This window comes from Pseudoalteromonas sp. Xi13, from assembly GCF_003952205.1.
In the GTDB taxonomy this organism is placed as follows: Bacteria; Pseudomonadota; Gammaproteobacteria; order Enterobacterales; family Alteromonadaceae; genus Pseudoalteromonas; species Pseudoalteromonas atlantica.
The window spans coordinates 732,780-756,378 of sequence record NZ_CP034439.1; the positions used below are offsets into that span (position 1 = coordinate 732,780).

Below are 23,599 nucleotides of genomic sequence, written 5' to 3' on the forward strand. Positions count from 1 at the left end.
AACCGATGTTTAGTTTAAACATCGGTTTTTTGTTTTTAAGTGGCTTTAAACAGATTAAAAACTGCGCTTTTCACGCGAGCAAGCTTTGCGTCTACATGCAAAGTTTAACACTGAGCTTAATTTTACCTGTAGGCATTTAGCTTGCTGACGCGACGAGCGTAGCGCGTAATTACTATCGTTAGTTAAAAAGCGCTTTGCGTTAAATTAGTTACAAATTGGCTTGCGCTTCATTCACCATATCTTGTAGTGCATCAATTAACAGTGGGTCGCGCGAGTTTTGTTTAGCAAGTTTTAGTGCATGCTTCATGCTAGTAACAGCCTCTTTAAACTGTTCGTCAGCCGTGTACCCTTGCGATAACCGCATGTGGGAGTAAGCAGCATTAGGGTAATCACGAGTAAAGTGTTTAAGTGTAGTTATCGCTTTTTTAGTGTTATCAAACTTTTGCTGGCTGTGGGCAAACTCTACGTACACATCTTGTGGAATTTTAAGCTCAAATCCGTACTTATCACTCAGTGCTTGGTAGTAACCTGTGATAAGTGATACATCGGCAAATTTTCCGTGCTCGTCAGTTACGTTAAAAATTAGGTCACTAAATAAGTGAATTAGGCTATCGCTAAGGGCTGGCAGTATAGTGCCCATATGAGTAAAAGTAGGGTAATGCTTATATTCCCATTTTAGCTGTGTGGGCATTTGTTGTTCTAAATTTACTAACGTATTTAATGCGCCTGTATAAAAACGTGCGCCTTCACTCGCTACACTAATAAATAACTCTTGAGTGCCTTTAGAGTTTTTAGTGTATTTAATAATATTATTTTTTAACTCTTCGTCACTCCACCAACTATTTGGGCTTATAGCTATGTAGTTGTTAAATAATTCAGGCTGATTAACTAAAGTGTAAAGCGCTAATGTACCAGCATTAGAGTGACCAATTAAGGTGTTGTAGCCGTTAGTTGAGTAATTGCTATTTATGTAGGGCATGAGCTCGTCAGACACAAATTTTAAAAAGCTGTCGGTTTGCCCAGCATCAGGCCATTTATTTTTTACAAAGGTTTGAAACTCAGTTTTCGGCTCGCCATCTACTTTAGGTAAGTAATCACGCACGCGGTTAGTTGTATCAATACCAACAAGCATGGCATTAGGTATTTGTTCGTAATCAACTAAGGATTTTATAACACCTGACGCCGTATGAAAGTGCTCTACACCATCAAGTAAATAAATAACATAAAGCGGCTGATCGTCTTTTACAGTGTCAGGTATGAAAATTCTGATAGGCCTGTCTTCGTTAAGTATTTTTGATTGTAAAATGATTTTTTTACCAACGGTTATGTCGGTTGTAGCAGTGTCTGCGTGGCTTAAAAAAGAGGTACTAAAAGCAAGTGTAAATACAAGTGATAGTAAGAGCTTCATAAATATCCTTATTAAATAATGTGTTGCTTAATAATTGCACGGCTTTAGGTTTGAGTAAATGTTTATATTTTAGGCGCAAATGGAGGGGGTAAGTAATTAAAAGCTGCGCTTTTTACGCAAGCAAGCTTTGCGTCTACACAAACCCAACGCACTTATCGTAATTCTGCTTGTTGATATAAAGTGAACGCATATTAATATCACTCTGATAGCTTTAACACTTATCTATCAAAGCTTAAAAAACCTGCTTGCTTAATTATCCATCTAAGCGTAAAATGCGCGCTCATTTCGGCTTTTACACTATTAATTCCTTGCCTTAAACCGACCGGCCGAAACGGTAGAAGGCTCTATTAACCGTAAGGAATATCCATGCGTCATTACGAAATCGTATTCATGGTTCACCCTGATCAGAGTGAGCAAGTATCTGGTATGATCGAACGTTATACTGGTTCTATCACTGAAGCTGGTGGTACTATCCACCGTCTTGAAGACTGGGGCCGTCGTCAACTGGCTTACCCAATCAACAAGCTTCACAAAGCTCATTATGTTCTTATGAACGTTGAAGCACCTACTGAAGTAATCAGCGAGCTAGAAACTACTTTCCGCTACAACGATGCAGTGCTTCGTAACTTAGTTATGCGTACTAAAAATGCAGTAACTGAAGCGTCTCCTCTTGCAAGAGAAGAGAAGAAAGAAGCACCAGCTGCTTAATTGTTTTGAGTCCTAGCATGGCACGTAGTCAGCAGTTAGTGTAATGGTTAGCCCATATATGAATCAGCTGGTTATATCGGGGGTTGTTTGTAAAACACCCAAGTTTAGCCAAAGCCCTGCAGGCATACCGCATTGTATTTTTGTTGTAGAACATAAATCGATGCAAACCGAAGCAGATCTTAACCGTAATAGTTACGTTAGGCTTCAGGTTGTTGCCAGTGGTAAGCAAATGCAACAACAGACTCAACATTTGCACGTTGGGCAGGCATTGCAAGTGAGTGGTTTTTTAAATCGCCACGAAGGTCGTAACGGCCTTAGCCAATTGGTTTTGCATGCTCAGCATATAGAAAGAATTATTTGAGGAATTAATCTCATGGCACGTTATTTCAGACGTCGTAAGTTCTGCCGCTTTAAAGCGGAAGGCGTACAACAAATCGATTACAAAGATCTAGCTACTCTTAGAAACTATGTTACAGAAAGTGGCAAAATCGTACCTAGCCGTATTACAGGTACTAGCGCTAAATACCAGCGCCAGCTAGCAACTGCTATTAAGCGTGCTCGCTACTTAGCCCTTCTTCCATACACTGACTTACATAAGTAAGCAGCGGATTAACAGTTTTTAAAAGGTGTAGAAACATGCAAGTTATTCTACTAGATAAGATCGCTAACCTAGGTGGCCTAGGTGACCAGGTTGTTGTTAAATCTGGCTTCGCACGTAACTTCCTTTTCCCGCAAGGTAAGGCAGTTCCTGCAACTAAAGCAAACATTGAAACGTTTGATGCTCGTCGCGCAGACTTAGAAGCGAAAATCGCTGAACAGTTAACTGCAGCACAAGCACGCGCTGACAAACTAGAAGCATTAGCAGAAGTTACTTTAGTATCTAAAGCTGGTGACGAAGGTAAGCTATTCGGTTCAATCGGTACTCGTGACATCGCTGACGCTATCTCAGCTGTTGGTGTTGAAGTTGCTAAATCAGAAGTTCGTTTACCTCACGGTACTATCCGTGAAACTGGCGAATTCGACGTTGCAATCGCAGTACACTCAGACGTAACAGCTACTATTAAAGTAATCGTTATTGCTGAAGCTTAATTTTTAATTAAGCCCAAAAAGCCGTGCTTTTAGCGCGGCTTTTTTGTATCTAAAATTCCTCTTTAATACCCATCTAATAGCTCTATATAAAATTATTAAACTATTTTTATTATTAGTTTAAACCTTTCTTGTCTGTCTTTGCGTCTTAGTAATCAATACACTCATTAATACACGTTTTTAAATAAAAATAATTAAAAGGCGACATCACGGATGTTACACACAAAACCCGAGCACACGCCCCTATGCGACCTTGCACTCATTGAGCGTGTTAAAGCGGGGGATCAAAATGCTTATAAAGCATTATATGAGCTGCATATAAAGCGTGTTTACGGTTTATGTTTGCGCTTACTGGCCGATGAAGCGCACGCTGAAGATGCCGCCCAAGAGGTATTTGTGCAAGTTTGGCATAAAATAGCGCAGTTTGACGGGCGCTCACAATTTTCTACTTGGCTATATAGCGTAGCAAGCAACATTGCGATTAGTTATGTACGCAAGCATAAAAGCTGGTTAAACAAAGTTGTGAGCATAGAACAAAGCGGTATGGATGAGCAAAGCGCGCAAAGCTGTAAGGGATTAAACGGGTTAGATAAATTAATTGTTCGCCTACCAGAGCGCGCCCGCATGGTGTTTGTTTTATATGCTATTGAAGGCTACCGCCACGAAGAAATAGCCCAGCAATTGGGAATGGCAGTTGGGTCGAGTAAGTCGCAATATCATCGTGCAAGGCAGTTATTACAAGAGTGGTACGAGTATGAGTAAACAAAATTTTGATGACTACTTAAACGAGTCTTTAAACAATTTAAATAAAGACATAGCGCCCAATAAAGCACTTTGGCAGGGCATTGAGCACGCCATAGTTACAGCTAAGCCACCTGCTGTTAAAGCGCCATTATGGCCTAAATTGAGCGCTATTGCTGCGTGCAGTGCAGCGGCGTTATTAGCAATAAATATATTTATGAGCAATAACGAGCCAAGCCATGTGGCTGCTATGAGCGATTATTTTAAAGCGCAAAAGCAAAGTTTATTAGTGCAGTACAAAAACCAGGATGCACTTACCAATAACTGGCAAGCACAGTTACAAGAGCTTGAAGAAGCAGAGCAAGCAATTAAACAGGCACTTGAAAACGAGCCACAAAATCAGGCATTACTGACCATGTTGGCGCAAGTTTACCAGCAACAACTCGACTTAATTAACAAGGTGCATGCACCGCGTTGGCAGCAAATATAGGGGAATAACATGAAAGCAATTTTACTTGGGCTAAGCCTATTACCACTGAGCGTTTTAGCGGGCGAAAAAATAGATAAGCAAATAGAGGTACCAAGCGGCGGCACTATTTTTATTGAAAACCAACGTGGCGATGTAAACATAACCGGCTGGGATAAAAACGAATTTAAAGTCTCCGGCGAGCTGGATGACAAGGCCGAAGGGTTTGAGCTTAAAACGACAGGCGATAAAACCGAATTTATAGTAAAAATGCCACGCAATTTGGGATGGGGTAACAATGGAGATGGCTCTAACTTAACGGTATTTATGCCAAAAAGTAGTCGCTTAGAATTTGCTGGCGTAAATGTGTCAGTGACTGCAAAAACACTTAAAAAAGGCGCTGAGGTTGATGTTGTTAATGGTGAAATTACGGTAAATGACATTAGCGGTACTGTTAAATTAAGCACCGTAAATGGCGATGTAAACGCACAGAACTTAAGCGGCAATATTCAATTTGAAACCGTAAACGGTGAAATAAACGATAAGCAATCAAGCGGAGAGCTGCGTTTTAGTGCCGTAAATGGCGATATTAAATCAAGCACAACCGCAAACGACGTACGATTAGAAAACGTAAATGGCGATATCGATTTTACATTATCGAGCATAAAAAGCTTACGTATTAATACTGTAAACGGCGAAGCTGAAATACACATCAGCGAACTGCTAAAAGGGGCTGATGTTCGCTATGAGTCGGTAAGTGGTGATGCTGATTTTTACTTCCCGCAAAGCGTGTCGGCTCAGTTTGAGATTAAAGCGCACGCCAACGGTAAAATTATTAATAAAGTAACCCGCGATAAAGTGACTAAAGCTAAATACGGCCCTTCTAGTGATTTAGAGTTTAGCGCAAATGGTGGCAGCGCAAGTGTTGAAATGGATACTATAAGCGGGCGCATTGAGCTGCGAACTAAATAACGCTAATTAGCGTGTATGATTACAAAAAGCAGGAAAAGATTTCCTGCTTTGCTATTTGCACAGCCCCGCCAAGTCGATAGAATAGAGCCATTCAATTTTAGTACTGTGAAGTTATGGCCAAACCAGATAAGCAAGTCGATACCCTTAAAGTTCCTCCCCATTCAATAGAAGCTGAACAATCTGTTTTAGGTGGCTTAATGCTTGATAACCAAGCGTTTGACCGCGTAGCAGAGCTGGTTGTTGCGCAGGACTTTTATACCCGCACCCATAAGCTTATTTTTGAAGCCATGACCGCGCTTGCTGAAATTGGCGATCCGATAGATTTAATTACAATTTCAGAAAGCCTTGAAAAAAATAATCAACTTGCTGGTATTGGTGGTTTTGCTTACTTAGCTGAAATAGCTAAAAACACCCCAAGTGCTGCCAATATCGATGCATACGCCAATATTGTGCGTGAGCGCGCGGTAGTACGCGAAATGATTGGCGTAGCTAATGAAATAGCCGAAGCTGGTTTTAACCCAGAAGGGCGCACCAGCCACGACTTATTAGACTTTGCCGAGAGTAAGGTATTTAAAATTGCTGAGCAACGTACAAAAAGTACCGAAGGCCCGCAAAGCATTCATAACATTCTTGAAAAAACCGTCGATAAAATCGAAGAGCTATACCAGTCGCCGCAAGACGGTGTAACCGGTGTAAGCACTGGGTATGCTGATTTAGATAAAATGACAGCAGGTATGCAGCCTTCTGATTTAATTATTGTTGCAGCACGTCCTTCAATGGGTAAAACCACCTTTGCGATGAACCTTGCTGAGCACGCCGCAATGACGCAAGACAAGCCTGTGCTTATTTACTCATTAGAGATGCCCTCTGAACAAATTATGATGAGGATGTTGGCATCACTTGGTCGTATTAACCAAACTAAGGTACGTACTGGCCAGCTAGATGATGACGATTGGGCACGCCTTTCATCAACTATGGGGCTGTTGATGGAAAAAGGCAAAATGTATGTTGATGATGCATCGGGGCTTACACCTACCGATGTGCGTTCACGTGCAAGACGTATAGCGCGAGACCACGGTGGTATTAGTATGATCATGGTCGATTACCTTCAGTTAATGCGCGTACCTAGTTTATCAGATAATCGTACTTTAGAGATTGCCGAAATATCGCGTTCATTAAAAGCGCTCGCTAAAGAGTTACAGTGCCCGGTTATTGCGCTTTCGCAGCTAAACCGTACGCTAGAGCAACGTGCCGATAAACGCCCAATTAACTCAGATTTACGTGAGTCGGGTTCGATAGAGCAAGATGCCGATTTAATCATGTTTATATACCGTGATGAGGTATACAACGAAGACAGTACAGAAAAAGGCATCGCCGAAATTATCATAGGTAAACAGCGTAACGGCCCAATTGGTAAAGTGCGCTTAACCTTCCAAGGGCAATTTTCTCGCTTTGATAATTACGCGGGGCCAGCAGTTGATGATGAATACTAATGCGCCTAGCCACTGCCGAAATTAACCTAACCGCCCTTGCGCATAATTTATCGCAGGTAAAACGTTTTGCGCCAAATAGCAAAATAATGGCGGTATTAAAAGCCAATGCGTATGGGCATGGTTTAGTAAAAATTGCCCAGCACTTAAATAGTGCTGATGCATTTGCTGTTGCCCGAATTGATGAAGCCCTCGCACTGCGCGCCGGTGGTTTAACAAAGCCAATAGTACTGCTTGAAGGTTTTTTTAATAAAGCCGACTTACCTATTTTATTGGCTAATAATTTTCAAACTATTGTGCACGACGAAAACCAGCTTGCAGCAATAGAAAATGCCACCTTAGATGCGCCAATTACTTGCTGGCTAAAAATAAACACCGGCATGCATCGATTAGGCATAGCACCGGAGCAGTTTGACGCATTTTATAGCCGCTTGCAGCGCACACCCAATGCTAAAAGCACCATTAACTTGATGACCCATTTTTCGTGTGCCGATGATACGCACAATACTAAAACGGCACAGCAAATTAGCTTATTTGATACGCTTGTAAAGGGCATAGACCAAGCACATTGTTTATCAAACTCGGCCGGTATTATAGCTTGGCCAGCAGGACACGGTGATTGGATACGCCCAGGACTTATGCTTTACGGGGTGTCGCCAATGACAAACTGCACAGGGCAAGAACACAATTTAAAGCCGGTCATGCGTTTAACCACAAAGGTGATTGCAGTGCGTGATGTTGCCGCACACGAGCGTGTAGGGTACGGAGGCCGTTGGCAAAGTGATAAACCGACCCAATTAGCCGTAGTGGCTATGGGTTATGGCGATGGCTATCCGCGTCATGCCAAAGAAGGCACACCGGTTATGATTGCAGGGCAGCGTTACGGTATTGTAGGCAGTGTGTCTATGGATATGATAAGCATTGATATAGGCGAAAACGAGCACAATGTTAAAGTAGGCGACAGCGTTACAATGTGGGGGCCGGAGCTTCCGGTTGAAGAAATAGCCCACTGCGCCGATACTATCCCTTACGAATTACTGTGTAATATTACACCGCGCGTAAGTTACGAGTACCAGCGATAGTTAATAAGTGATATTTATTCTTTAATAAAGTAAATATCACTAAAGCCCATACGGGCAAATTCTTGGTCACGAAAGTTACGTACAGCCGAAGAGCCTTTTGAGGTCATTTCTATTTGGCGTACCATGTTTAAGTAGTTAGTTAAATCAATACCTTCGGCAGCGGCAATAGCTTGATACATGTCGTGGTATTTGTCTTTTGCGAAGTTAATTTCGCGCGGTTGGTTTTTAAATGTATAGGTTATTCTGCGTGCCATAATAAGCTCAGCTAATTGAGTGTAAGTGTAATTTTACACTGTATTGAACTGGCATTGAACGATTTGTTGAAATCAAATAATTAAAAGTAGAGTTTAAAATGAAATTATCAGTAGAGATCAGTAAATACCCACTTCATCAAGATTACATCCCGTTTATTAAGGGCTTTATTGACCGTTTAAACGAATACGACAACTTAAAAGTGATCACCAACACGCTTTCTACGCAAATTTTTGGCGATTACGATTTAGTAATGCAAGTGCTAAACACCGAAATTAAACGCTCGTACGAAGAGTTTGGTAAGGCTATTTTTGTTTGTAAGTTTTTATCTGGCGATTTATCTCCAGAGTAATCGCCTTTATTTAACGTGTATTAAAAACGGTAACCGCACACATGGATTTTTTAACACAAACCTTAAGTGGTTTTACAGCAATGTCGCATTGGGAATATATTGCGGTAGGGTTGTCTATTGCTTATTTGTTACTGGCAATAAAAGAGAGCTTATGGTGCTGGCCTGCCGCTTTTTTTAGCACGCTTATTTATACCATAATGTACTGGAATGGCGCGCTGCTTATGGAGTCGCTACTCAATTTTTATTACATGTACATGGCTGTATTTGGCTGGATGGTATGGCGCAAAGGCAAAGCAGATAATATTAGTATTACCTCATGGTCTACACAACGCCACGCCATTCTTATAGGCGCTACGAGCTTAGCGGCCATTATTATTGGCTATGTAATGCAAAACTACACCCACGCCGATTTTGCCTACCTAGATAGCTTTACAACCTGTTTTGCGGTGGTAACCACGTATTTGGTTGCTAAAAAAGTACTCGAAAACTGGCTGTATTGGATTGTTATTGATGCGGCCTCTATGTATTTGTATTACGAAAAAGGCTATTACCCAACGCTCGCGCTATTTATTTTTTACACTATTATGGCCGCGTGGGGATTTAAAACCTGGTACGAAGAGTACGAGCAAAGCCAAGCTAAGCCATTAGCGCAATTATAACGCATGCATCGTAATCCAAATATTGCCGCGTTATGTAGTGAGTTTGTGGCACCTGAACACGTGCTACAAACCACTAAATTAGTGAATGGTTTAAGTAACGACAATTACCTAATAAAAACCGCACAGCAAAACTACTTATTAAAATGCTACAAATCACATTGGCCTAAAATAGGGCTACAAGCCCAAACTGCACTTAGCCAACATAACGTTTGCCCTAAACCCATTTGGCTCGATAAGGCTAACAGGCGAGCTGCATTTCGCTATATTTGTGGTGATATTGCTACTAATAATTACAGTATTGACCTAGTTGAGAAGTTGGCACGCGTTCATAGTTACCCTCTAGCTACACAGCCAATGGATATTGCAAAAGAGCTTGTGTATTACGCTAATAGCAACATATATCAACAGCACAGCCGCTTAATTGAAGATACGCTAAGCGCCATTAATGACATGCCCTACAACAGTGGCTTTTGTCATAACGATTTAGTTAAAGATAACCTAATAGTAAATTCAAGTGGCATGTATTTGATTGACTTTGAATATGCGCAAACAAACGACGTGTATTTTGATTTAGCGGCACTTGCGGTTAGCTTAGAGCTAAATGCGCACGCAGAGCACACTTTGCTTGAGCAATATAGCGCCCAGCAAGCAATACCCAGTGAGTTTTATTGCGCTTATGACAAGCTACGTTACTTTAAAGTGGTGTTTTTGGTGTTGTGTATAGGGTGGTATGAGCAGCGCGACATAAATAATAAGGCAAGCACATTACGCGCGCAGCTAAATAAGTTATTAAACGAGATAAAAGATTAAAGCCCGCCAAAACGCGCGGCAAGCTCTTTGTACTTTGCTACTTCGTCAGCATCAAATTGGGGTTCACCGTTTTCATCTTCAGACTTGGCAATAAGCAAGCTCTCACGAGCAAGGCGTTTTACCCGCTCGGCTTTTACACCTAAAAACTCAGCCACTTGCTCAGTCGACATTAAACTCATAATTACATCCTCTATATAATCCGTAAGCATTCAGAACATGTTGCCAAACGGTTACTATTTTTTTATCGAATACCAATAAATAGCTTGTTTTTGGCAAGTTGTGAAGTGTTTTATCAAAAACAGTTTGATTTATAGGCATATAACTCAATGATGCTGGTATTTATTTAAAGATCTCTTTATTATTGCCAGTGCTAAAGCATTGATATCGCGAGTTAGTGTTTTGGCAACAAATGTGCTTTTGTGGTGAAATGGATATCACGTGGTCCACCTTGTGGTGAGCTATATAAAACAAGCGCAGTAATAGTGAGCTTATAATGCATTTTTGTAAGTTCACATTACAACTTAAGGTAATTATCCTCTAACTCATTAGTAGTTATGATTATTGGCCGCCCGTAGCTCAGCTGGATAGAGCGCACCCCTCCGGAGGGTGAGGCCAGAGGTTCGAATCCTCTCGGGCGGGCCATTTTACAAATCACTTCAATATTATTTATCTTCCATACCTTACACCAAAAAAGCCCCCTTGAGGAAATATGCGCTTAAATGCATATTTTTGTATTAATATATAATAATTATTCATATACTTGTAACAAATGTAATTTACTCTTGGATGTTAGACTAAAACTCATAACGTTTTGGCTGTGTTTTATTCTAAAGTGATGCTCATTAGCTTTTGAATCATAGGGATATTTTTTATTCATTTATTAACCTATGTTTTGGCGGCCTATTCGTGTATACAATTTTTAATATTTATTGGATTAACTCTGTAAAACCTGTAATTACAGCCTCAGTATTGATTGCTGTTATTTTGGCAATATTTTTTGTCGATACATTTTGCTCAATTAATATCTCTATTCCTGTCTTTTATATTGTTGTTATAATTTTTTACTCTAATAAAGAATCGCTACAGCGAGTATATGGCTTAAGTGCAGCCTGTATGCTGCTAACCGTTTTAGCCTTCTTACTTGGCCATTATAACAACATATGGTCTATCGAATTTGCCCACTGCTTTGTCAACCTAGTTGCTATTATTAGCACCACCTTTTTGATCAGAAAAAACAAATTAAAAAGTGAAAAGCTACGCTACAGCGAAGAGCTTTTAACGCAAACTCAAGAGCTGAGCAAAACAGGCAGTATTCGCTTCGATTCCCCAACAAAACAAGTTACTTGGTCACATGAAACGGCCCGTATTTTTGATTATGATTTAACTAAACAGCCAACGTTGGCATGTATTTATCGACGAGTACATCGTGCAGATATAGTTAATTTAAAAGAAGCGTTAACTGAATTTAGTGATGAATCATCCCTTGTTTCTGTGCAATTTAGGCTAATGCTTTCAAATCATAAAATTAAATATGTTTGTATGCTGTTAAAAAGGGTACCCCTTGGCGATACAAGGGCTGTATACATTGGCGCAATTCAAGATATTACAAAGTTTAAGTTAAATGAATTTGCTAAAACCAAAGCCCAGTCTGATCTGGCTCATGCAAACCGTGTAAGTGTGCTTGGAGAGCTGACGACTACGCTCGCCCATGATATTAATCAGCCGCTCTCAGCAATTACTATAAATAGCGAAGCTGCAGGGCGCTGGCTTGCGCAAAGCCCGATAAACACGCACGAAATAAAACAAAATTTACTTGGAATTAATAAAGGGGCTCAAAAGGCCAGTGACATTATTCAGTGCATTTATGCACTTGCTAAAAAATCACCTATCGATAAAACCTTAGTGCCAATTAATAGTATATTTAGCGAATCATTTGCCCTTATGGATGGGTTAATTAATAAAACAGATGTGGCAATTGATTATCAAGGGAACTCGGCTGATTGCACTTTATTTGCTAATAAAGTGGCTCTTCAGCAAGTGATAATTAACCTCTTACTTAATAGTATTCAGGCGTTTAAACATGATCAAGCAGATAAAAAAATTAGTATTACGGTACAAATAAATGGCCCAAATATAGAGATAACAATGAAAGATAATGGGCCTGGTTTTAAAAGTGATAGTGCGTCAAAATTTTTTAATGCGTTTTACACAACCAAAAAAAATGGCATGGGAATGGGGCTTACTATCTGCAGCACTATTATTAAAGATCATAACGGGAGCATTAAAATTAGTAACAATCCAACAGGGGGAGCATGTGTCATATTAAGCCTAAAGGCTCAATGTGATGGGGGAGAAGTATATGAATAAGCCTTTAGTAATCGTGATTGATGATGAACAAGCAATTCGTGAGGCTATAGGCAGCCTTGTGCGCTCTGTAGGATTGGACTTTTGCGGCTATGGCTCTATTCACGAATTTAATGCCACTGTAGATCAAACTCGCCCTAGTTGCCTAATTTTAGATGTGAGAGTTAATTTGGATAATGGGCTAGATTTTCAAAATAACTTAAAGCAATTAGGCTTACAAATCCCCATTATTTTTATAACGGGTTATGGCGATATTGCTATGTCGGTTAAGGCAATGAAAGCTGGTGCTATCGACTTTTTAACTAAGCCTTTTAGAGAGCAAGATTTACTTGATGCAATAATGCAAGGCCTACAAAAAAGCCAATCGCATCTAAAGCTACTGCAATTACAACAAAAATATAAGCAGTTAAGTATGCGAGAACGAGAAGTAATGAGTATGGCTGTAAGTGGTTTACTTAATAAACAAATTGCATCTGAGCTTAATTTAAGCCTAATAACAGTAAAAATTCACCGTGCGAATGCCTCTAAAAAAATGCAAGCCAGTTCATTTGCCGAATTAGTAAGAATGAACGAAATGTTACTTTCTTCGATGAATGGTTAATGAATAAATGCCTAATAAAACACCTCATTAACTTTAGGATCAATCACCCTATACCAAGGTATAGGCAGTACATACGCACGTACAGATACAGTAACATTTGAGTACAATTTTCATTATAAAGTTTACAGCGTAGCATTGCGCACAATTTAAACTACTGTGAAATATAATGGATATTAGAAAAGTAAGCATCGCAAAACGAGCTGTATTATTTTGCGCATTTTTAACATTAGTATCATGCCTAATTGGTAGCGGTGCTTTTTTTGTTTTATCTAAAGTTAACTCTATAACGAACACCATTAATGAGTATTGGGTGCCAGGCCTTATACAAGCGCAAGAGCTAAGTAATGATATTGCGAGTATTCGCTTAGAAGGTCAGCGCATTCGTGCCACAGAGCTCTCTTCAGTGATTGCCACGAGTAAACAAATTATTGTGCAAAACGAAGCAAATATTACAACCACCTTATTTTCTTTAAAAAATGCACATAATGATCCAGAAAAAACCGCAATAGCTAATCAGCTCAGTACTGCGGTTAATACTTATTTTCAAAGCCTAAATGAGCTTATTGGCAAAATAGAAAACAACTCGCTAAGCCAGCAGCGCTCAATAGAGCTCAATAAAGAGCTGGCTGTTAAAGGCAGTGAGCTATACCGCCACTTAGGCGCGCTTATTAAATATAATGAAGTGGGCGTGAGCAAAGCAACTCGCTCTGCGGATCAAACATTTAATAACGCAATCATAATTCTTGTTGCTGTTATTTTAGCCGCTGTGATAATTAATATATTGCTGGGAATGTTATTTATTCGCAGTATTGTTACTCCACTAAATCAGGCTGTAATACTGTTAAATAGCATTTCACAGGGCAATTTAAACAACCAAATTGAAATTAACGAAGCACATAATGACGAAACCAGTCTGCTTTTTCATAGCATGCGCGCTATGCAGCATAACTTATCAAGCATGGTTGAAAAAATTACTTTAAGCTCACAAAACCTGTCCTCAGCTGCATTTCAAATTAATGAAGTGATGGCGCAAAGTAATAATGATTTACGCTCGCAAAGTGAGCAAATAGATCAGTCTTCAGAATCAATTTCGCAAATGAATATTGCGATTGACGAAGTTTCGCATAATGCCAGTGTCACCTCTGCGTTATCGCAATCATCCGATCAAGATGCGCAGCAAGCAAAGGCTAATTTAGATGAGTCAATGCGCGCAATTTCTGAGTTAGTAAATGAAGTATTAGCCGTATCTAGCAGCACCAGCTCACTCGAAAAAAGCACAGATGAAATAGCCAGTGTTTTGGTCGTTATTCAAAGTATTGCCGATCAAACCAACTTACTTGCACTTAATGCCGCTATTGAAGCTGCTCGTGCAGGAGACTATGGCCGCGGTTTTTCTGTTGTTGCAGAAGAAGTGAGATCGCTTGCTCATCGTACGCAAGAGTCTACTAAAGAGATTGAGTCGTTAATTAGTAACATTCAACACCATACCAAAAACACCGTGGAGTCTTTAAAAGAGAGCTCGCAAAAAGCAGGCTATACCCTCACTCAATCTGAGCAAGTAAGCACCTCACTTGAGAAAGTAACGCGGGCAATTAGTGAGATAAACGGTAAAAATATTGTGATTGCTACAGCCACAGAACAACAAGCTATGGCAACGAAAGAGCTCAACCGAAATATAGACAATGTAAAAGAGTTATCTACCTCTACGGCCAGTGGCGCAAATCAGACATTTGTTGCTACGCAGGAACTTAATAATTTAGCGGCAGATCTTAATGATGCTGTGATGAGCTTTAAAATTTAACTGTTAAGGTTATAAATACATGAATAGCATTATTGGTGTTGAGCTAGATAAAACTAAACCTAAGCTAAATATAAAGTCGTTTTTAGTTAATAAAACCTTTAAGTGGGCAAGCTTTTGGGGCGGGACATTACTATTACTTTGCTGCTTTTTGTACATGAGTTATACGCAAATTCAAAAGCACACCATAGCGCAACAGTACAATCTTAATTTAGCATTAGAGTCACGTATTTATGATGGTCTTATTTTTCCGCGTTTAAGCTCGCTAAGAAAAATAGATCAGTTTATAAATCAGCAGGTGATTTTACAAAAGCAAGAAGTGTTCGCTTATAACCAGTCGCTGCAATACTCTCTGGCAAATATAAACGTATACAACGCGTTAGGCGATATTGTCCTTGGGGCAGAGCACGTAGAGCTTGAAAGCTTTATTAAAGCAAAACCGCCTTTGCGTGAAACGTTATACGCAGATCAAGGCAATAACTCTCTGCATATTATTATTCCTACACAAAGAAGTGGCGAGTTGTCGGGCTGGGTCTCTACACAAATGCCACTGGATGCAATTACTGCACTTTTTGCCTCTATAGATGTGGGTAAGCATGGCATATTAGCTATACGTTTAGATAATACTTATAGTGATTTAATCCATTACCCACGCCTTTTACCTAGCTCTGAGCAAAACTACCCTAAGCTATTAGATAGCATGGTGAGTACGTCAAACTCAGGCACCTTAAAAAGTGCTGATTACTACGATAAAAAGAACCGTTTATATAACTATAAGCGCATAGGCGACACCGCCCTTTACCTAGTCACCGGCTTAGCAGTAAAAGATTACTTAGCTGAGTGGATTATTTATGTATACATAGCCATTGGCCTAAGTGGTGCTATGTTGTTTTTAGTTTATTGGTTTAATAACAAGTTAGGGTTATCGGTAAAGCGTGAATACACCGCACTAGAAAGTTTAAAACTACACGAGATACAAACCAAGTTATTGCTCGATAGCATAGGCCAACCAATTATTATTGTGAATTTAGACGGGGGGTGTCGCTATTTAAATAAAGCGGCTTATAAACTCACGGCTATAGCTCAAGATGTGGTTGATGCAAATTACACCCTAAACGAGTTGTTTGGTCATAACGCGACATTTATACCTAGCTTGCTCGATAACATAAATAGTGCAAAAGAGTTCTCAGCTGAGCTATTAGAGTACACGAATGATCACGGCCATACCTTTTCGTTAGAAATTAGAGCGTATCCAAACTTACAAGAGCAAAAGCTGCTTGGCGCATTTATTAGTGTTCACGATATATCTGAAAAGAAAGCCGCAGCCGAAAAACTAGCTTATATGGCGATGCATGACCCATTAACAGGTTTAATTAACCGCTGGAAGTTAACAGAAGAGTTTGATAAAGCTGTTGCTAAGGCAAGTTACACGCACCAGGAAGTTGTGCTCATTTTACTTGATTTAGACAACTTTAAAGCGATTAACGACTCATTAGGGCATGGCGCAGGCGATTTAGTGTTAGTTGAAGTGGCAAAACGTTTGCAGCAATTTAATAATGAAAGCCATTTTATATCGCGTTTAGGGGGAGATGAATTTTTACTATTAGCCAATACTCAAGGGCTTGCTCAGCTAAATATTTTATTAAAAGAAATGCTATTTTTGTTTAATACCGCATTTGTAATTGACGACTACCAAGTTGTTATTACGCCTTCTATTGGCGTTGCGCGTTATCCTGAGCATGGAACAAGCTTTGAAGAAATGCTAAAAGCGGCTGATGTTGCGCTTTATGATGCAAAAGACAGTGGTAAAAATGCATATAGTTTTTACGCACCGCATATGGGTGAAGAAGGGGTTCGTAAGCTTTATGTGCAAACACAATTAAGGCAAGCATTTGAGCAGCAAGATCTGTATTTAGACTATCAACCGCAGTTTGATATAAATAGTCGTAAGGTTGTTGGTGTGGAAGCCTTATTACGCTGGAAGCATGCAGAGCTTGGGCAAGTTTCACCTGCTGAATTTATACCGGCAGCAGAGCGAAGTGGCTTGATTATTCCTATTACGCAGTGGATTTTAAACCAAACATGCGAGCAAGCCGCAAAGTGGGAAGCGCAATATAGTCAAAAAATTGTATTAGCTATTAACTGCTCTGCGCATCACTTTACACAGGGCTGCCTTGTAAGTGATGTAAAGAGTGCGTTGTCTGAGTCGGGGTTAAGCCCTGAACTACTCGAGCTTGAAGTGACCGAATCGGCATTATTAGAATCATCAGAAAAAGTAACAACTATTATTTCCGCTCTAAAAGAGCTTGGTGTTAAATTTGCGATAGATGACTTTGGTACCGGTTACTCTAATATGGCTTACTTAAAGCAATTTGCCGCTGACAAATTAAAAATTGATCGTTCGTTTATCTCTAAACTTGATAGTAAAAGTGATGTTTCTATCTTAGAGGCCATTATAACGCTTGCTCATAATTTTAATTTAATAGCGATTGCAGAGGGCGTTGAAATGGAAAGCGAACTCAAAACTTTACAAGATAATGGCTGCAACCAAGTACAAGGGTTTTTATTGTCAAAGCCTATATCGAGCGATTCAATACATAGTATGTTGGCAACACAATGTAATGCTTAATACTTAATATAAAATAACTAGGTTTGTACTTTTTAGTATGGTTCTAGTTATTTATTATTTGCTAAATCTCAAAAAGTAGACTTTTAGGGTTAAACAATGCTATTTAGTAGGCATATTCAATTGTAGAAAACGCTTCTGCCATGCTCATCGCGTTACCCATTTCAGAGCTCACCCCAGGTATGTTTGTTGACAGTGTTACCAAACAGCATGAAGGGCTCAACAGTATAAAAATAAAAACCAGTGGCTTAGTGCGAAACCAGGCAATTATAAAACGCTTAATAACCGAAGGCGTTTTAGAGCTGCTTATCGACTTTACCAAAGGCGATGCCGCCATACCCGATAAGTACAAACCTAAGAGTGCGCCCTCACAAAAGAGCACGACTTCAAGCAGTAAAACAAAGCCACCCGCTGTAAAACCTGCGATTACCCTTGAGCAAGAATTTGCCAAAGCTAGCATCAACTTTGAGCAGCATAATCGCAAGCTGCAAGCTTTGTATGGTGATGTAACCACAGGGCTGTCGGTTAATTTAAAGGTGATTGATGAAATGGCTAACGATATAGTCAGCTCGGTATTTAGAAATACCAGTGCAATGACCATTTTAACCCGCATAAAAGACAAACATAGTTACAATTGGCGCCACATGATTAACTGCGCTATTTTCACCGCCGTGTTTGCTAAATATTTAGGATATAAAGAAGAAGCCGTGCAGCAGCTTGCTATGGGCGCGTTACTTCACGATTTAGGCCAAGCTAAACTCCCGCAGGGGATTATTTCTAGGCCAAGTAAACTCACTAGCAGCGAAATGGATATTATTAAACGCCATGTGGCTCAAGGTTTAGGTTTGGTTAAAGGTGAAAAAGGCATTACTCCCCTAATACTCGACATGATAGTTAACCACCATGAGCGATTAGATGGCTCAGGCTATCCGCGTGGTATTACAGCTGAAAAGCTTAGTCGCCCAGCGCGCATGATGGCAATTGTTGATGTGTACGATGCGCTAACAGCCGATAGACCACATCAAGAAGGGGATGAACCCATTAATGCGCTGCGTTATTTGTTGGCTAACAAAGAGCTATTTGATGCAGAGCTAGTACAGCACTTTATTAAATGTTTAGGTGTGCACCCAGTAGGCACTATTGTTAAATTAACCAATGAGCGATTAGCTCTCGTGCTCGAGGGCAATAAATCAAATCCCATCAAGCCTAAAGTTAAGCTATTTTATAATGCTAAGCATGGGCACCACGTCACCCCTAAAGACTTAGACTTAAATGAACCTGATCAAAGTATTAAAATAGTGTCGAGTATCAAGCCACTCGACTATCAAATTAATTTGGCTCGTTTGTTAAAAGAGCACTTGTTGAATTAGCTTTTTTACAGCGCTTAAGCTTTTCGCGCTTAGCAGAAATATAAGCGCCTAAAAAACAACTTGCCATTAACGTTAGCCATAATAATGTTCCTTGCTGTACATGCAGTGCAATACAGCAAAAAGCTAACGACACTAATGCATTTAGCATGGCCCCTAACCAGTAATGGTTTACGGGGTTATCGCATTGGCCGGCTTGTGTGCAGGCACAATAGTTTGCTTTATAAAAACAAAACACACTGGCGCCACAAAAAATGAGCCCTGCAATAATAAGTAAAATGATCACCTATTTGCTTCCTTTGTGATTTTGTAATGAGTTTAAAATGCAGGGAATTACAAGTAAATCTAAATGATAATTAATTACAATTAGAGTATAAGCTCTAATAACACATTTCTGCTCCGATGAGTTTTAAATAGTTGTTAAAATGTAGTTAAAAAACGTGTTTTTTGGTGTTTTTTGTCGCTTTGTTACAGTTTTTTATAAGAAATTAAGGTAGTGTAGCCAAGTTTAAAATCCTAATAACAACACATAGATACCCAAACGCTTGTTTGGTTAAGGACACAACAATGAAATTTTCTAAAACTCTAATCGCAGCTTCGCTTGCGTTAGTATCTGCAGATACATTTGCTGCTGCGTTTCAGTTAGCTGAGCAAAACGCATCAGGCCTTGGCCGCGCATACGCCGGTGAAGCATCTATTGCAGATGATGCGTCTGTTGTTGCTCGCAACCCAGCATTAATGACTTTATTTAAAGATAAGCAATTAAGTGTTGCAGCAATCGGTGTAGTACCAGATGTAAGCATTGAAGGTGAGTCTACTAACAACGGTATAGACCCAAGTGCGTTAGATGACGATAGCATTGCGCCAAGCGCAGTGGTACCTGCCGCTTACTTTACTATGCCGTATAACGATAAAGTATCAGTAGGTTTTGGTGCGTTTTCTAATTTTGGTTTATCTACAGAATTTAACGATGACTACGTAGCGGGCCAAATTGCAGGCGAGACAGAAATTTTGACCGTTAACTTTAATGCAAGCGTTGCATACAAAGTAACAGAGCAATTTAGTTTTGGTATTGGCTTAAACTACATTTATGCAGATGCAACGGTAATTCGTAAAGTAGGCGCTAATACAAGCGGCTTTGATTTTGGTGCTGATGCAGTAAACCTTCAAGGTGACGACACAGGCCTAGGTTTAAACGTTGGCTTAATGTACCAACTAGACGAAAATAGCCGTTTTGGTTTTAACTACCGCAGCGAAACAGACATCACATTTGAAGGTGATTTCTCAAACGACCTACCAGTAGCAGCAGGCGGCACCGGTGGTGCACAACTACCAGGTTCTGTAGAGCTAACGTTACCTGCTATTGCTGAGTTTTCTGGCTCTCACCAGTTAGATGAAAAACTAGGCTTACACTACAGCGTATTATGGACAGGTTGGAGTAGCTTTGAGTCACTAGAAGCACAAGTAACTGCACCAACAGGCGACAAGTTTGTTGCTTTTGAAAAGCAAGAGCAGTTTGACGATGCATTCCGTTACTCTATCGGTGCTGATTACCAATACAACGAAGACTTACTTCTTCGTGCAGGTGTAGCGTTTGATGAGTCGCCAGTATCACAAACTCACCTGTCTATCTCTATTCCAGATACTGACCGTTTTTGGTTCTCGTTTGGTGGTAACTACGCAATCGATACACAATCAAATGTTGATTTAGGTGTAAGTGTTGTTCGTGGTAAAACACAGAACTTTACTGAAACTGATGATTCAGGCAGCCAATGGGGCTTTGAGTCAAAAGGCCATGCTGTTGTAATTGGCGCTCAGTACAACTACAAATTTTAATGTAGTTGTGCCTTGTGGTTAATCGCAGGGCACAAAAAAGCCGCTCACTTTAACAGTGAGCGGCTTTTTTAATGCCTGTTAAATTGCTTTAGCAGGCAACTAAAATTATAAGCTTTCTATTTTAGTTTTTTGCTCAAGTAGCTTGGTTTTAGCATCAGTGAATTCAGCAAGCTTCGCGTTCTCTTTTGCAAGTACGGCTTCTGGTGCGTTATTTACAAACTTTTCGTTAGCCAGCTTGTTTTGCACTTGGGCTAGGCCTTTTTCTGCTTTTTCGAGTTGCTTGTTTATACGTGCAAGCTCTGCTTCAACATCAATTAAGCCCGCCATGGGGATCATAATTTCAAGGTTGCCAACATATGATGTTGCACACGCTGGTGCATCGTCTTTGTTTTCAAGCAGGGTGAACGATTCAAGTTTAGCAAGCGAGGCAATAAATGACTCGTTCTCGTTAATGCGGCGCACATCATCGCTTGATGCGTTAGCTAGTAATACGTTAAGTGGCTTACTTGGGCTAATGTCCATCTCACCACGAATAACACGAATTGCTAAAATAAACTGTTTAACCCACTCTAAGTCGTCCATAGCTTGGGCATCAACGTTTGCTTCATTATAAACAGGGAAGCCCTGTACCATGATGCTGGTACCTGCTGTTTCAAGCCCTGCAAGTGGTGCAACGCGCTGCCAAATAGTTTCGGTAATGTATGGCATCATTGGGTGCATTAAGCGCAGTAGGCTTTCTAGTACCGTAATGAGTGTATTACGTGTACCACGTTGCTGTGCTTCATTGCCTTTAAATAATACCGGCTTAGTCAGCTCTAAGTACCAATCACAGAACTGGTTCCAAGTGAATTCGTAAAGTGTATTAGCGGCTAAATCAAAGCGGTAGTTATCAAGGTGCTCAGTGTAGGTTTTAACCGTTGCTTCAAATTGACCTAATATCCAACGATCTGCTAATGAGAACTCTTTTTGTGCATCGTTGAAGCCACAATCTTGCTCTTCTGTGTTCATTAATACGTAACGGCTTGCGTTCCATAGTTTATTACAGAAGTTACGGTAACCTTCTAGGCGGTTCATATCCCAGTTGATATCACGACCGGTTGATGCCATTGCTGCAAGGGTAAAGCGAAGCGCATCGGTACCGTGTGCCTCAATACCATTTGCAAATACTTTGCGCGTGTCTTTTTCGATTTTAGCGGCAAGTTTAGGCTGCATCATGTTGCCAGTACGCTTTTGTACTAAATCTTCAAGCTCGATGCCGTCAATCATATCTAGTGGGTCAAGTACGTTACCTTTTGACTTAGACATTTTATCGCCGTTGTCATCACGTATTAGGCCAGTAACATACACTGTTTTAAACGGCACTTGCGGCTTACCATTTTCATCTTTTATAAAATGCAGCGTCATCATGATCATACGCGCAACCCAGAAGAAAATAATATCAAAGCCCGTTACTAACACGTCAGACGGGTGGAAGGTTTTTAAATCATCCGTGTTCTCTGGCCAACCTTGCGTTGAGAACGTCCAAAGCGCAGATGAGAACCAGGTATCAAGTACGTCTTCGTCTTGGCTTAGCGTAATATCATCGGCAATGTTGTTGTCGCGGCGTACTTCAGCTTCATCACGGCCAACGTAAACGTTGCCTTCGCTGTCGTACCAAGCCGGAATACGGTGACCCCACCAAAGCTGGCGTGAAATACACCAATCTTGTACGTCGTTCATCCACGAGAAGTACATGTTCTCGTACTGTTTAGGCACAAACTGAATGTCGCCATTTTTAACAGCATCTTTTGCAGGTTCTGCAAGTGGCGCAACACGTACATACCATTGGTCGGTAAGTAGTGGCTCAATGACCACACCAGAGCGGTCGCCGTAAGGTACAGTTAACGCATGGTCTTCGATTTTTTCGAGTAAACCAAGTTCTTCAAATTCTGCGATAATCGCTTTACGCGCAGCAAAACGGTCTAGGCCGTGTAAGCGCTCAGGAATTGGCGCATCAAACTCAAGTTCTTTACCGTCAAAGGTGTATGTTTCACCTTGGCTTAGAATAGCTGCGTTTTTATCGAAAATATTGATCATTGGCATTTTATGACGCTTGCCAACTTCGTTATCGTTAAAGTCGTGTGCAGGGGTGATTTTTACACAACCCGTGCCTTTGTCTTTATCAGCGTGTTCATCTGCAACAATTGTGATACGACGATTTACGATTGGCAGTAAAATCTCTTTACCAATTAAATCTGTGTAGCGCTCGTCATCTGGGTTAACCGCCACACCTGAGTCACCTAGCATGGTTTCTGGACGTGTTGTTGCTACGACAATGTAGTCTTTGCCGTCTTGTGTTTTAACGCCATCAGCAAGTGGGTAGCGCAGATTCCACATGTGGCCTTGTTTGTCTTTGTTTTCAACTTCAAGGTCTGAAATAGCGGTGTGTAATTTTGGATCCCAGTTTACTAGGCGCTTACCGCGGTAAATTAGGTTTTCTTTGTGAAGACGTACAAAGACTTCTTTAACCGCTTCAGATAAGCCATCGTCCATCGTAAAGCGTTCACGGTCCCAATCAACCGATGCGCCAAGACGACGAAGCTGTTTAGTGATAGTACCGCCAGATTCGTTTTTCCATTCCCAAATTTTATTAATAAAATCTTCGCGGCCTAAATCGTGACGTGTTTTACCTTCTTCAGCGTGTAGTTTACGCTCAACCAACATTTGCGTTGCAATACCCGCGTGGTCAGTACCTACTTGCCATAATGTGTTGTTACCTTGCATACGCTTAAAACGCGTAAGGGTATCCATTATTGTATCTTGGAAGGCATGGCCCATGTGCAAGCTACCGGTGACATTTGGCGGCGGGATCATGATCGAATACGGTACGCCTTGGCCAGATGGCTTAAAGTAGCCTTTTTGTTCCCAGTCTTGGTATAGCGACTGTTCAATATCTTGCGGATTGTAGGTTTTATCCATTACACAGAACCTTAAATAAGTAC

Annotated in this window: 23 protein-coding genes and 1 tRNA gene; 19 read left to right on the plus strand and 5 right to left on the minus strand. The window is 40.5% G+C overall.

What is annotated here, in order from left to right:
* Positions 1 to 208: 208 nt before the first annotated feature.
* Positions 209 to 1,408, minus strand: a complete 1,200-nt coding sequence (locus tag EJ103_RS03280) for an alpha/beta hydrolase-fold protein (protein WP_126006027.1) — start codon at positions 1,406 to 1,408, stop codon at positions 209 to 211.
* 366 nt (positions 1,409 to 1,774) lie between these two features.
* Here EJ103_RS03280 and rpsF point away from each other — a divergent pair, with 366 nt between their 5' ends.
* From rpsF to alr, 9 genes are all read left to right on the plus strand, one after another.
* Positions 1,775 to 2,116: a 30S ribosomal protein S6 gene (gene rpsF / locus EJ103_RS03285; protein ID WP_004588455.1), complete on the plus strand. Its 342-nt coding sequence runs from the start codon at positions 1,775 to 1,777 to the stop codon at positions 2,114 to 2,116.
* 43 nt (positions 2,117 to 2,159) lie between these two features.
* On the plus strand, positions 2,160 to 2,477 hold the full coding sequence (gene priB, locus EJ103_RS03290; protein ID WP_004588456.1) for a primosomal replication protein N: 318 nt from the start codon (positions 2,160 to 2,162) through the stop codon (positions 2,475 to 2,477).
* Positions 2,478 to 2,489: 12 nt separating this feature from the next.
* Complete coding sequence (gene rpsR / locus EJ103_RS03295; RefSeq protein ID WP_002962753.1) at positions 2,490 to 2,717, plus strand: 30S ribosomal protein S18; 228 nt, start codon at positions 2,490 to 2,492, stop codon at positions 2,715 to 2,717.
* Positions 2,718 to 2,752: 35 nt separating this feature from the next.
* Positions 2,753 to 3,205, plus strand: coding sequence for a 50S ribosomal protein L9 (gene rplI / locus EJ103_RS03300; protein ID WP_004588457.1), 453 nt, complete (start codon positions 2,753 to 2,755; stop codon positions 3,203 to 3,205).
* A 210-nt stretch (positions 3,206 to 3,415) separates the two neighbouring features.
* Positions 3,416 to 3,964, plus strand: a complete 549-nt coding sequence (locus EJ103_RS03305) for an RNA polymerase sigma factor (RefSeq protein ID WP_004588458.1) — start codon at positions 3,416 to 3,418, stop codon at positions 3,962 to 3,964.
* Positions 3,957 to 4,433 carry a hypothetical protein gene (locus tag EJ103_RS03310; protein WP_126006029.1) on the plus strand — a complete coding sequence of 159 codons (477 nt, stop codon included), beginning with the start codon at positions 3,957 to 3,959 and terminating at the stop codon, positions 4,431 to 4,433. Before EJ103_RS03305 ends, EJ103_RS03310 begins: the two co-directional genes overlap by 8 nt.
* Before the next feature lie 9 nt (positions 4,434 to 4,442).
* Positions 4,443 to 5,381, plus strand: coding sequence for a DUF4097 family beta strand repeat-containing protein (locus tag EJ103_RS03315; RefSeq protein WP_126006031.1), 939 nt, complete (start codon positions 4,443 to 4,445; stop codon positions 5,379 to 5,381).
* 113 nt (positions 5,382 to 5,494) lie between these two features.
* Positions 5,495 to 6,874 (plus strand): replicative DNA helicase, encoded by a 1,380-nt coding sequence (gene dnaB / locus EJ103_RS03320; RefSeq protein ID WP_126006033.1) that lies wholly within the window; start codon positions 5,495 to 5,497, stop codon positions 6,872 to 6,874.
* A complete protein-coding gene (gene alr / locus EJ103_RS03325) occupies positions 6,874 to 7,953 on the plus strand; it encodes an alanine racemase (protein WP_126006035.1) in 1,080 nt (359 codons plus the stop codon). Before dnaB ends, alr begins: the two co-directional genes overlap by 1 nt.
* A gap of 14 nt (positions 7,954 to 7,967) precedes the next feature.
* On the opposite strand, the gene EJ103_RS03330 is transcribed toward alr, so the two are convergent.
* Complete coding sequence (locus tag EJ103_RS03330) at positions 7,968 to 8,207, minus strand: DUF2960 domain-containing protein (protein WP_004588463.1); 240 nt, start codon at positions 8,205 to 8,207, stop codon at positions 7,968 to 7,970.
* Positions 8,208 to 8,305: 98 nt separating this feature from the next.
* Here EJ103_RS03330 and EJ103_RS03335 point away from each other — a divergent pair, with 98 nt between their 5' ends.
* Genes EJ103_RS03335 through EJ103_RS03345 form a run of 3 tightly spaced genes read left to right on the plus strand, consistent with a single transcriptional unit; the run spans position 8,306 to position 10,026 of the window.
* The gene (locus EJ103_RS03335; protein ID WP_004588464.1) at positions 8,306 to 8,557 is read left to right on the plus strand and encodes a hypothetical protein; all 252 of its coding nucleotides are present in this window, start codon (positions 8,306 to 8,308) and stop codon (positions 8,555 to 8,557) included.
* A gap of 41 nt (positions 8,558 to 8,598) precedes the next feature.
* Positions 8,599 to 9,216, plus strand: coding sequence for a nicotinamide riboside transporter PnuC (gene pnuC, locus EJ103_RS03340; protein WP_004588465.1), 618 nt, complete (start codon positions 8,599 to 8,601; stop codon positions 9,214 to 9,216).
* Between the two features lie 3 nt (positions 9,217 to 9,219).
* On the plus strand, positions 9,220 to 10,026 hold the full coding sequence (locus tag EJ103_RS03345) for a phosphotransferase (protein WP_126006037.1): 807 nt from the start codon (positions 9,220 to 9,222) through the stop codon (positions 10,024 to 10,026).
* Here EJ103_RS03345 and EJ103_RS03350 read toward each other — a convergent pair.
* Positions 10,023 to 10,205: a hypothetical protein gene (locus tag EJ103_RS03350; RefSeq protein WP_024031630.1), complete on the minus strand. Its 183-nt coding sequence runs from the start codon at positions 10,203 to 10,205 to the stop codon at positions 10,023 to 10,025. The two genes, EJ103_RS03345 and EJ103_RS03350, sit on opposite strands and share 4 nt — an antisense overlap.
* Positions 10,206 to 10,591: 386 nt before the next feature.
* Here EJ103_RS03350 and EJ103_RS03355 point away from each other — a divergent pair.
* The 6 genes from EJ103_RS03355 to EJ103_RS03380 all read left to right on the plus strand — a co-directional run bounded on the left by EJ103_RS03355 (position 10,592) and on the right by EJ103_RS03380 (position 18,785).
* A tRNA-Arg gene (locus tag EJ103_RS03355) sits at positions 10,592 to 10,668 on the plus strand.
* A gap of 264 nt (positions 10,669 to 10,932) precedes the next feature.
* Entirely contained in the window at positions 10,933 to 12,393 is a 1,461-nt protein-coding gene (locus EJ103_RS03360) for an ATP-binding protein (protein WP_126006039.1), read from the plus strand.
* Entirely contained in the window at positions 12,386 to 12,991 is a 606-nt protein-coding gene (locus tag EJ103_RS03365; protein ID WP_206435490.1) for a response regulator, read from the plus strand. Before EJ103_RS03360 ends, EJ103_RS03365 begins: the two co-directional genes overlap by 8 nt.
* Before the next feature lie 166 nt (positions 12,992 to 13,157).
* Positions 13,158 to 14,792 carry a HAMP domain-containing methyl-accepting chemotaxis protein gene (locus EJ103_RS03370; RefSeq protein WP_126006043.1) on the plus strand — a complete coding sequence of 545 codons (1,635 nt, stop codon included), beginning with the start codon at positions 13,158 to 13,160 and terminating at the stop codon, positions 14,790 to 14,792.
* A 19-nt stretch (positions 14,793 to 14,811) separates the two neighbouring features.
* Positions 14,812 to 17,418, plus strand: a complete 2,607-nt coding sequence (locus tag EJ103_RS03375; RefSeq protein WP_126006045.1) for an EAL domain-containing protein — start codon at positions 14,812 to 14,814, stop codon at positions 17,416 to 17,418.
* A gap of 140 nt (positions 17,419 to 17,558) precedes the next feature.
* Entirely contained in the window at positions 17,559 to 18,785 is a 1,227-nt protein-coding gene (locus tag EJ103_RS03380) for an HD domain-containing phosphohydrolase (RefSeq protein ID WP_126006047.1), read from the plus strand.
* On the opposite strand, the gene EJ103_RS03385 is transcribed toward EJ103_RS03380, so the two are convergent.
* Positions 18,745 to 19,068 carry a hypothetical protein gene (locus EJ103_RS03385; RefSeq protein ID WP_029772472.1) on the minus strand — a complete coding sequence of 108 codons (324 nt, stop codon included), beginning with the start codon at positions 19,066 to 19,068 and terminating at the stop codon, positions 18,745 to 18,747. The genes EJ103_RS03380 and EJ103_RS03385 overlap by 41 nt on opposite strands.
* Positions 19,069 to 19,349: 281 nt before the next feature.
* Here EJ103_RS03385 and EJ103_RS03390 point away from each other — a divergent pair, with 281 nt between their 5' ends.
* Entirely contained in the window at positions 19,350 to 20,618 is a 1,269-nt protein-coding gene (locus EJ103_RS03390; protein WP_126006049.1) for an outer membrane protein transport protein, read from the plus strand.
* A 105-nt stretch (positions 20,619 to 20,723) separates the two neighbouring features.
* On the opposite strand, the gene EJ103_RS03395 is transcribed toward EJ103_RS03390, so the two are convergent.
* Positions 20,724 to 23,576 (minus strand): valine--tRNA ligase, encoded by a 2,853-nt coding sequence (locus EJ103_RS03395; protein WP_126006051.1) that lies wholly within the window; start codon positions 23,574 to 23,576, stop codon positions 20,724 to 20,726.
* Between the last annotated feature and the right edge of the window lie 23 nt (positions 23,577 to 23,599).

Coding starts and splice junctions, on each gene's coding strand:
- EJ103_RS03280 (WP_126006027.1), bottom strand. CDS start 1,408: ATGAAGCTCTTACTATCACTTGTATTTACACTTGCTTTTAGTACCTCT.
- rpsF (WP_004588455.1), top strand. CDS start 1,775: ATGCGTCATTACGAAATCGTATTCATGGTTCACCCTGATCAGAGTGAG.
- priB (WP_004588456.1), top strand. CDS start 2,160: ATGGTTAGCCCATATATGAATCAGCTGGTTATATCGGGGGTTGTTTGT.
- rpsR (WP_002962753.1), top strand. CDS start 2,490: ATGGCACGTTATTTCAGACGTCGTAAGTTCTGCCGCTTTAAAGCGGAA.
- rplI (WP_004588457.1), top strand. CDS start 2,753: ATGCAAGTTATTCTACTAGATAAGATCGCTAACCTAGGTGGCCTAGGT.
- EJ103_RS03305 (WP_004588458.1), top strand. CDS start 3,416: ATGTTACACACAAAACCCGAGCACACGCCCCTATGCGACCTTGCACTC.
- EJ103_RS03310 (WP_126006029.1), top strand. CDS start 3,957: ATGAGTAAACAAAATTTTGATGACTACTTAAACGAGTCTTTAAACAAT.
- EJ103_RS03315 (WP_126006031.1), top strand. CDS start 4,443: ATGAAAGCAATTTTACTTGGGCTAAGCCTATTACCACTGAGCGTTTTA.
- dnaB (WP_126006033.1), top strand. CDS start 5,495: ATGGCCAAACCAGATAAGCAAGTCGATACCCTTAAAGTTCCTCCCCAT.
- alr (WP_126006035.1), top strand. CDS start 6,874: ATGCGCCTAGCCACTGCCGAAATTAACCTAACCGCCCTTGCGCATAAT.
- EJ103_RS03330 (WP_004588463.1), bottom strand. CDS start 8,207: ATGGCACGCAGAATAACCTATACATTTAAAAACCAACCGCGCGAAATT.
- EJ103_RS03335 (WP_004588464.1), top strand. CDS start 8,306: ATGAAATTATCAGTAGAGATCAGTAAATACCCACTTCATCAAGATTAC.
- pnuC (WP_004588465.1), top strand. CDS start 8,599: ATGGATTTTTTAACACAAACCTTAAGTGGTTTTACAGCAATGTCGCAT.
- EJ103_RS03345 (WP_126006037.1), top strand. CDS start 9,220: ATGCATCGTAATCCAAATATTGCCGCGTTATGTAGTGAGTTTGTGGCA.
- EJ103_RS03350 (WP_024031630.1), bottom strand. CDS start 10,205: ATGAGTTTAATGTCGACTGAGCAAGTGGCTGAGTTTTTAGGTGTAAAA.
- EJ103_RS03365 (WP_206435490.1), top strand. CDS start 12,386: ATGAATAAGCCTTTAGTAATCGTGATTGATGATGAACAAGCAATTCGT.
- EJ103_RS03370 (WP_126006043.1), top strand. CDS start 13,158: ATGGATATTAGAAAAGTAAGCATCGCAAAACGAGCTGTATTATTTTGC.
- EJ103_RS03375 (WP_126006045.1), top strand. CDS start 14,812: ATGAATAGCATTATTGGTGTTGAGCTAGATAAAACTAAACCTAAGCTA.
- EJ103_RS03380 (WP_126006047.1), top strand. CDS start 17,559: ATGCTCATCGCGTTACCCATTTCAGAGCTCACCCCAGGTATGTTTGTT.
- EJ103_RS03390 (WP_126006049.1), top strand. CDS start 19,350: ATGAAATTTTCTAAAACTCTAATCGCAGCTTCGCTTGCGTTAGTATCT.
- EJ103_RS03395 (WP_126006051.1), bottom strand. CDS start 23,576: ATGGATAAAACCTACAATCCGCAAGATATTGAACAGTCGCTATACCAA.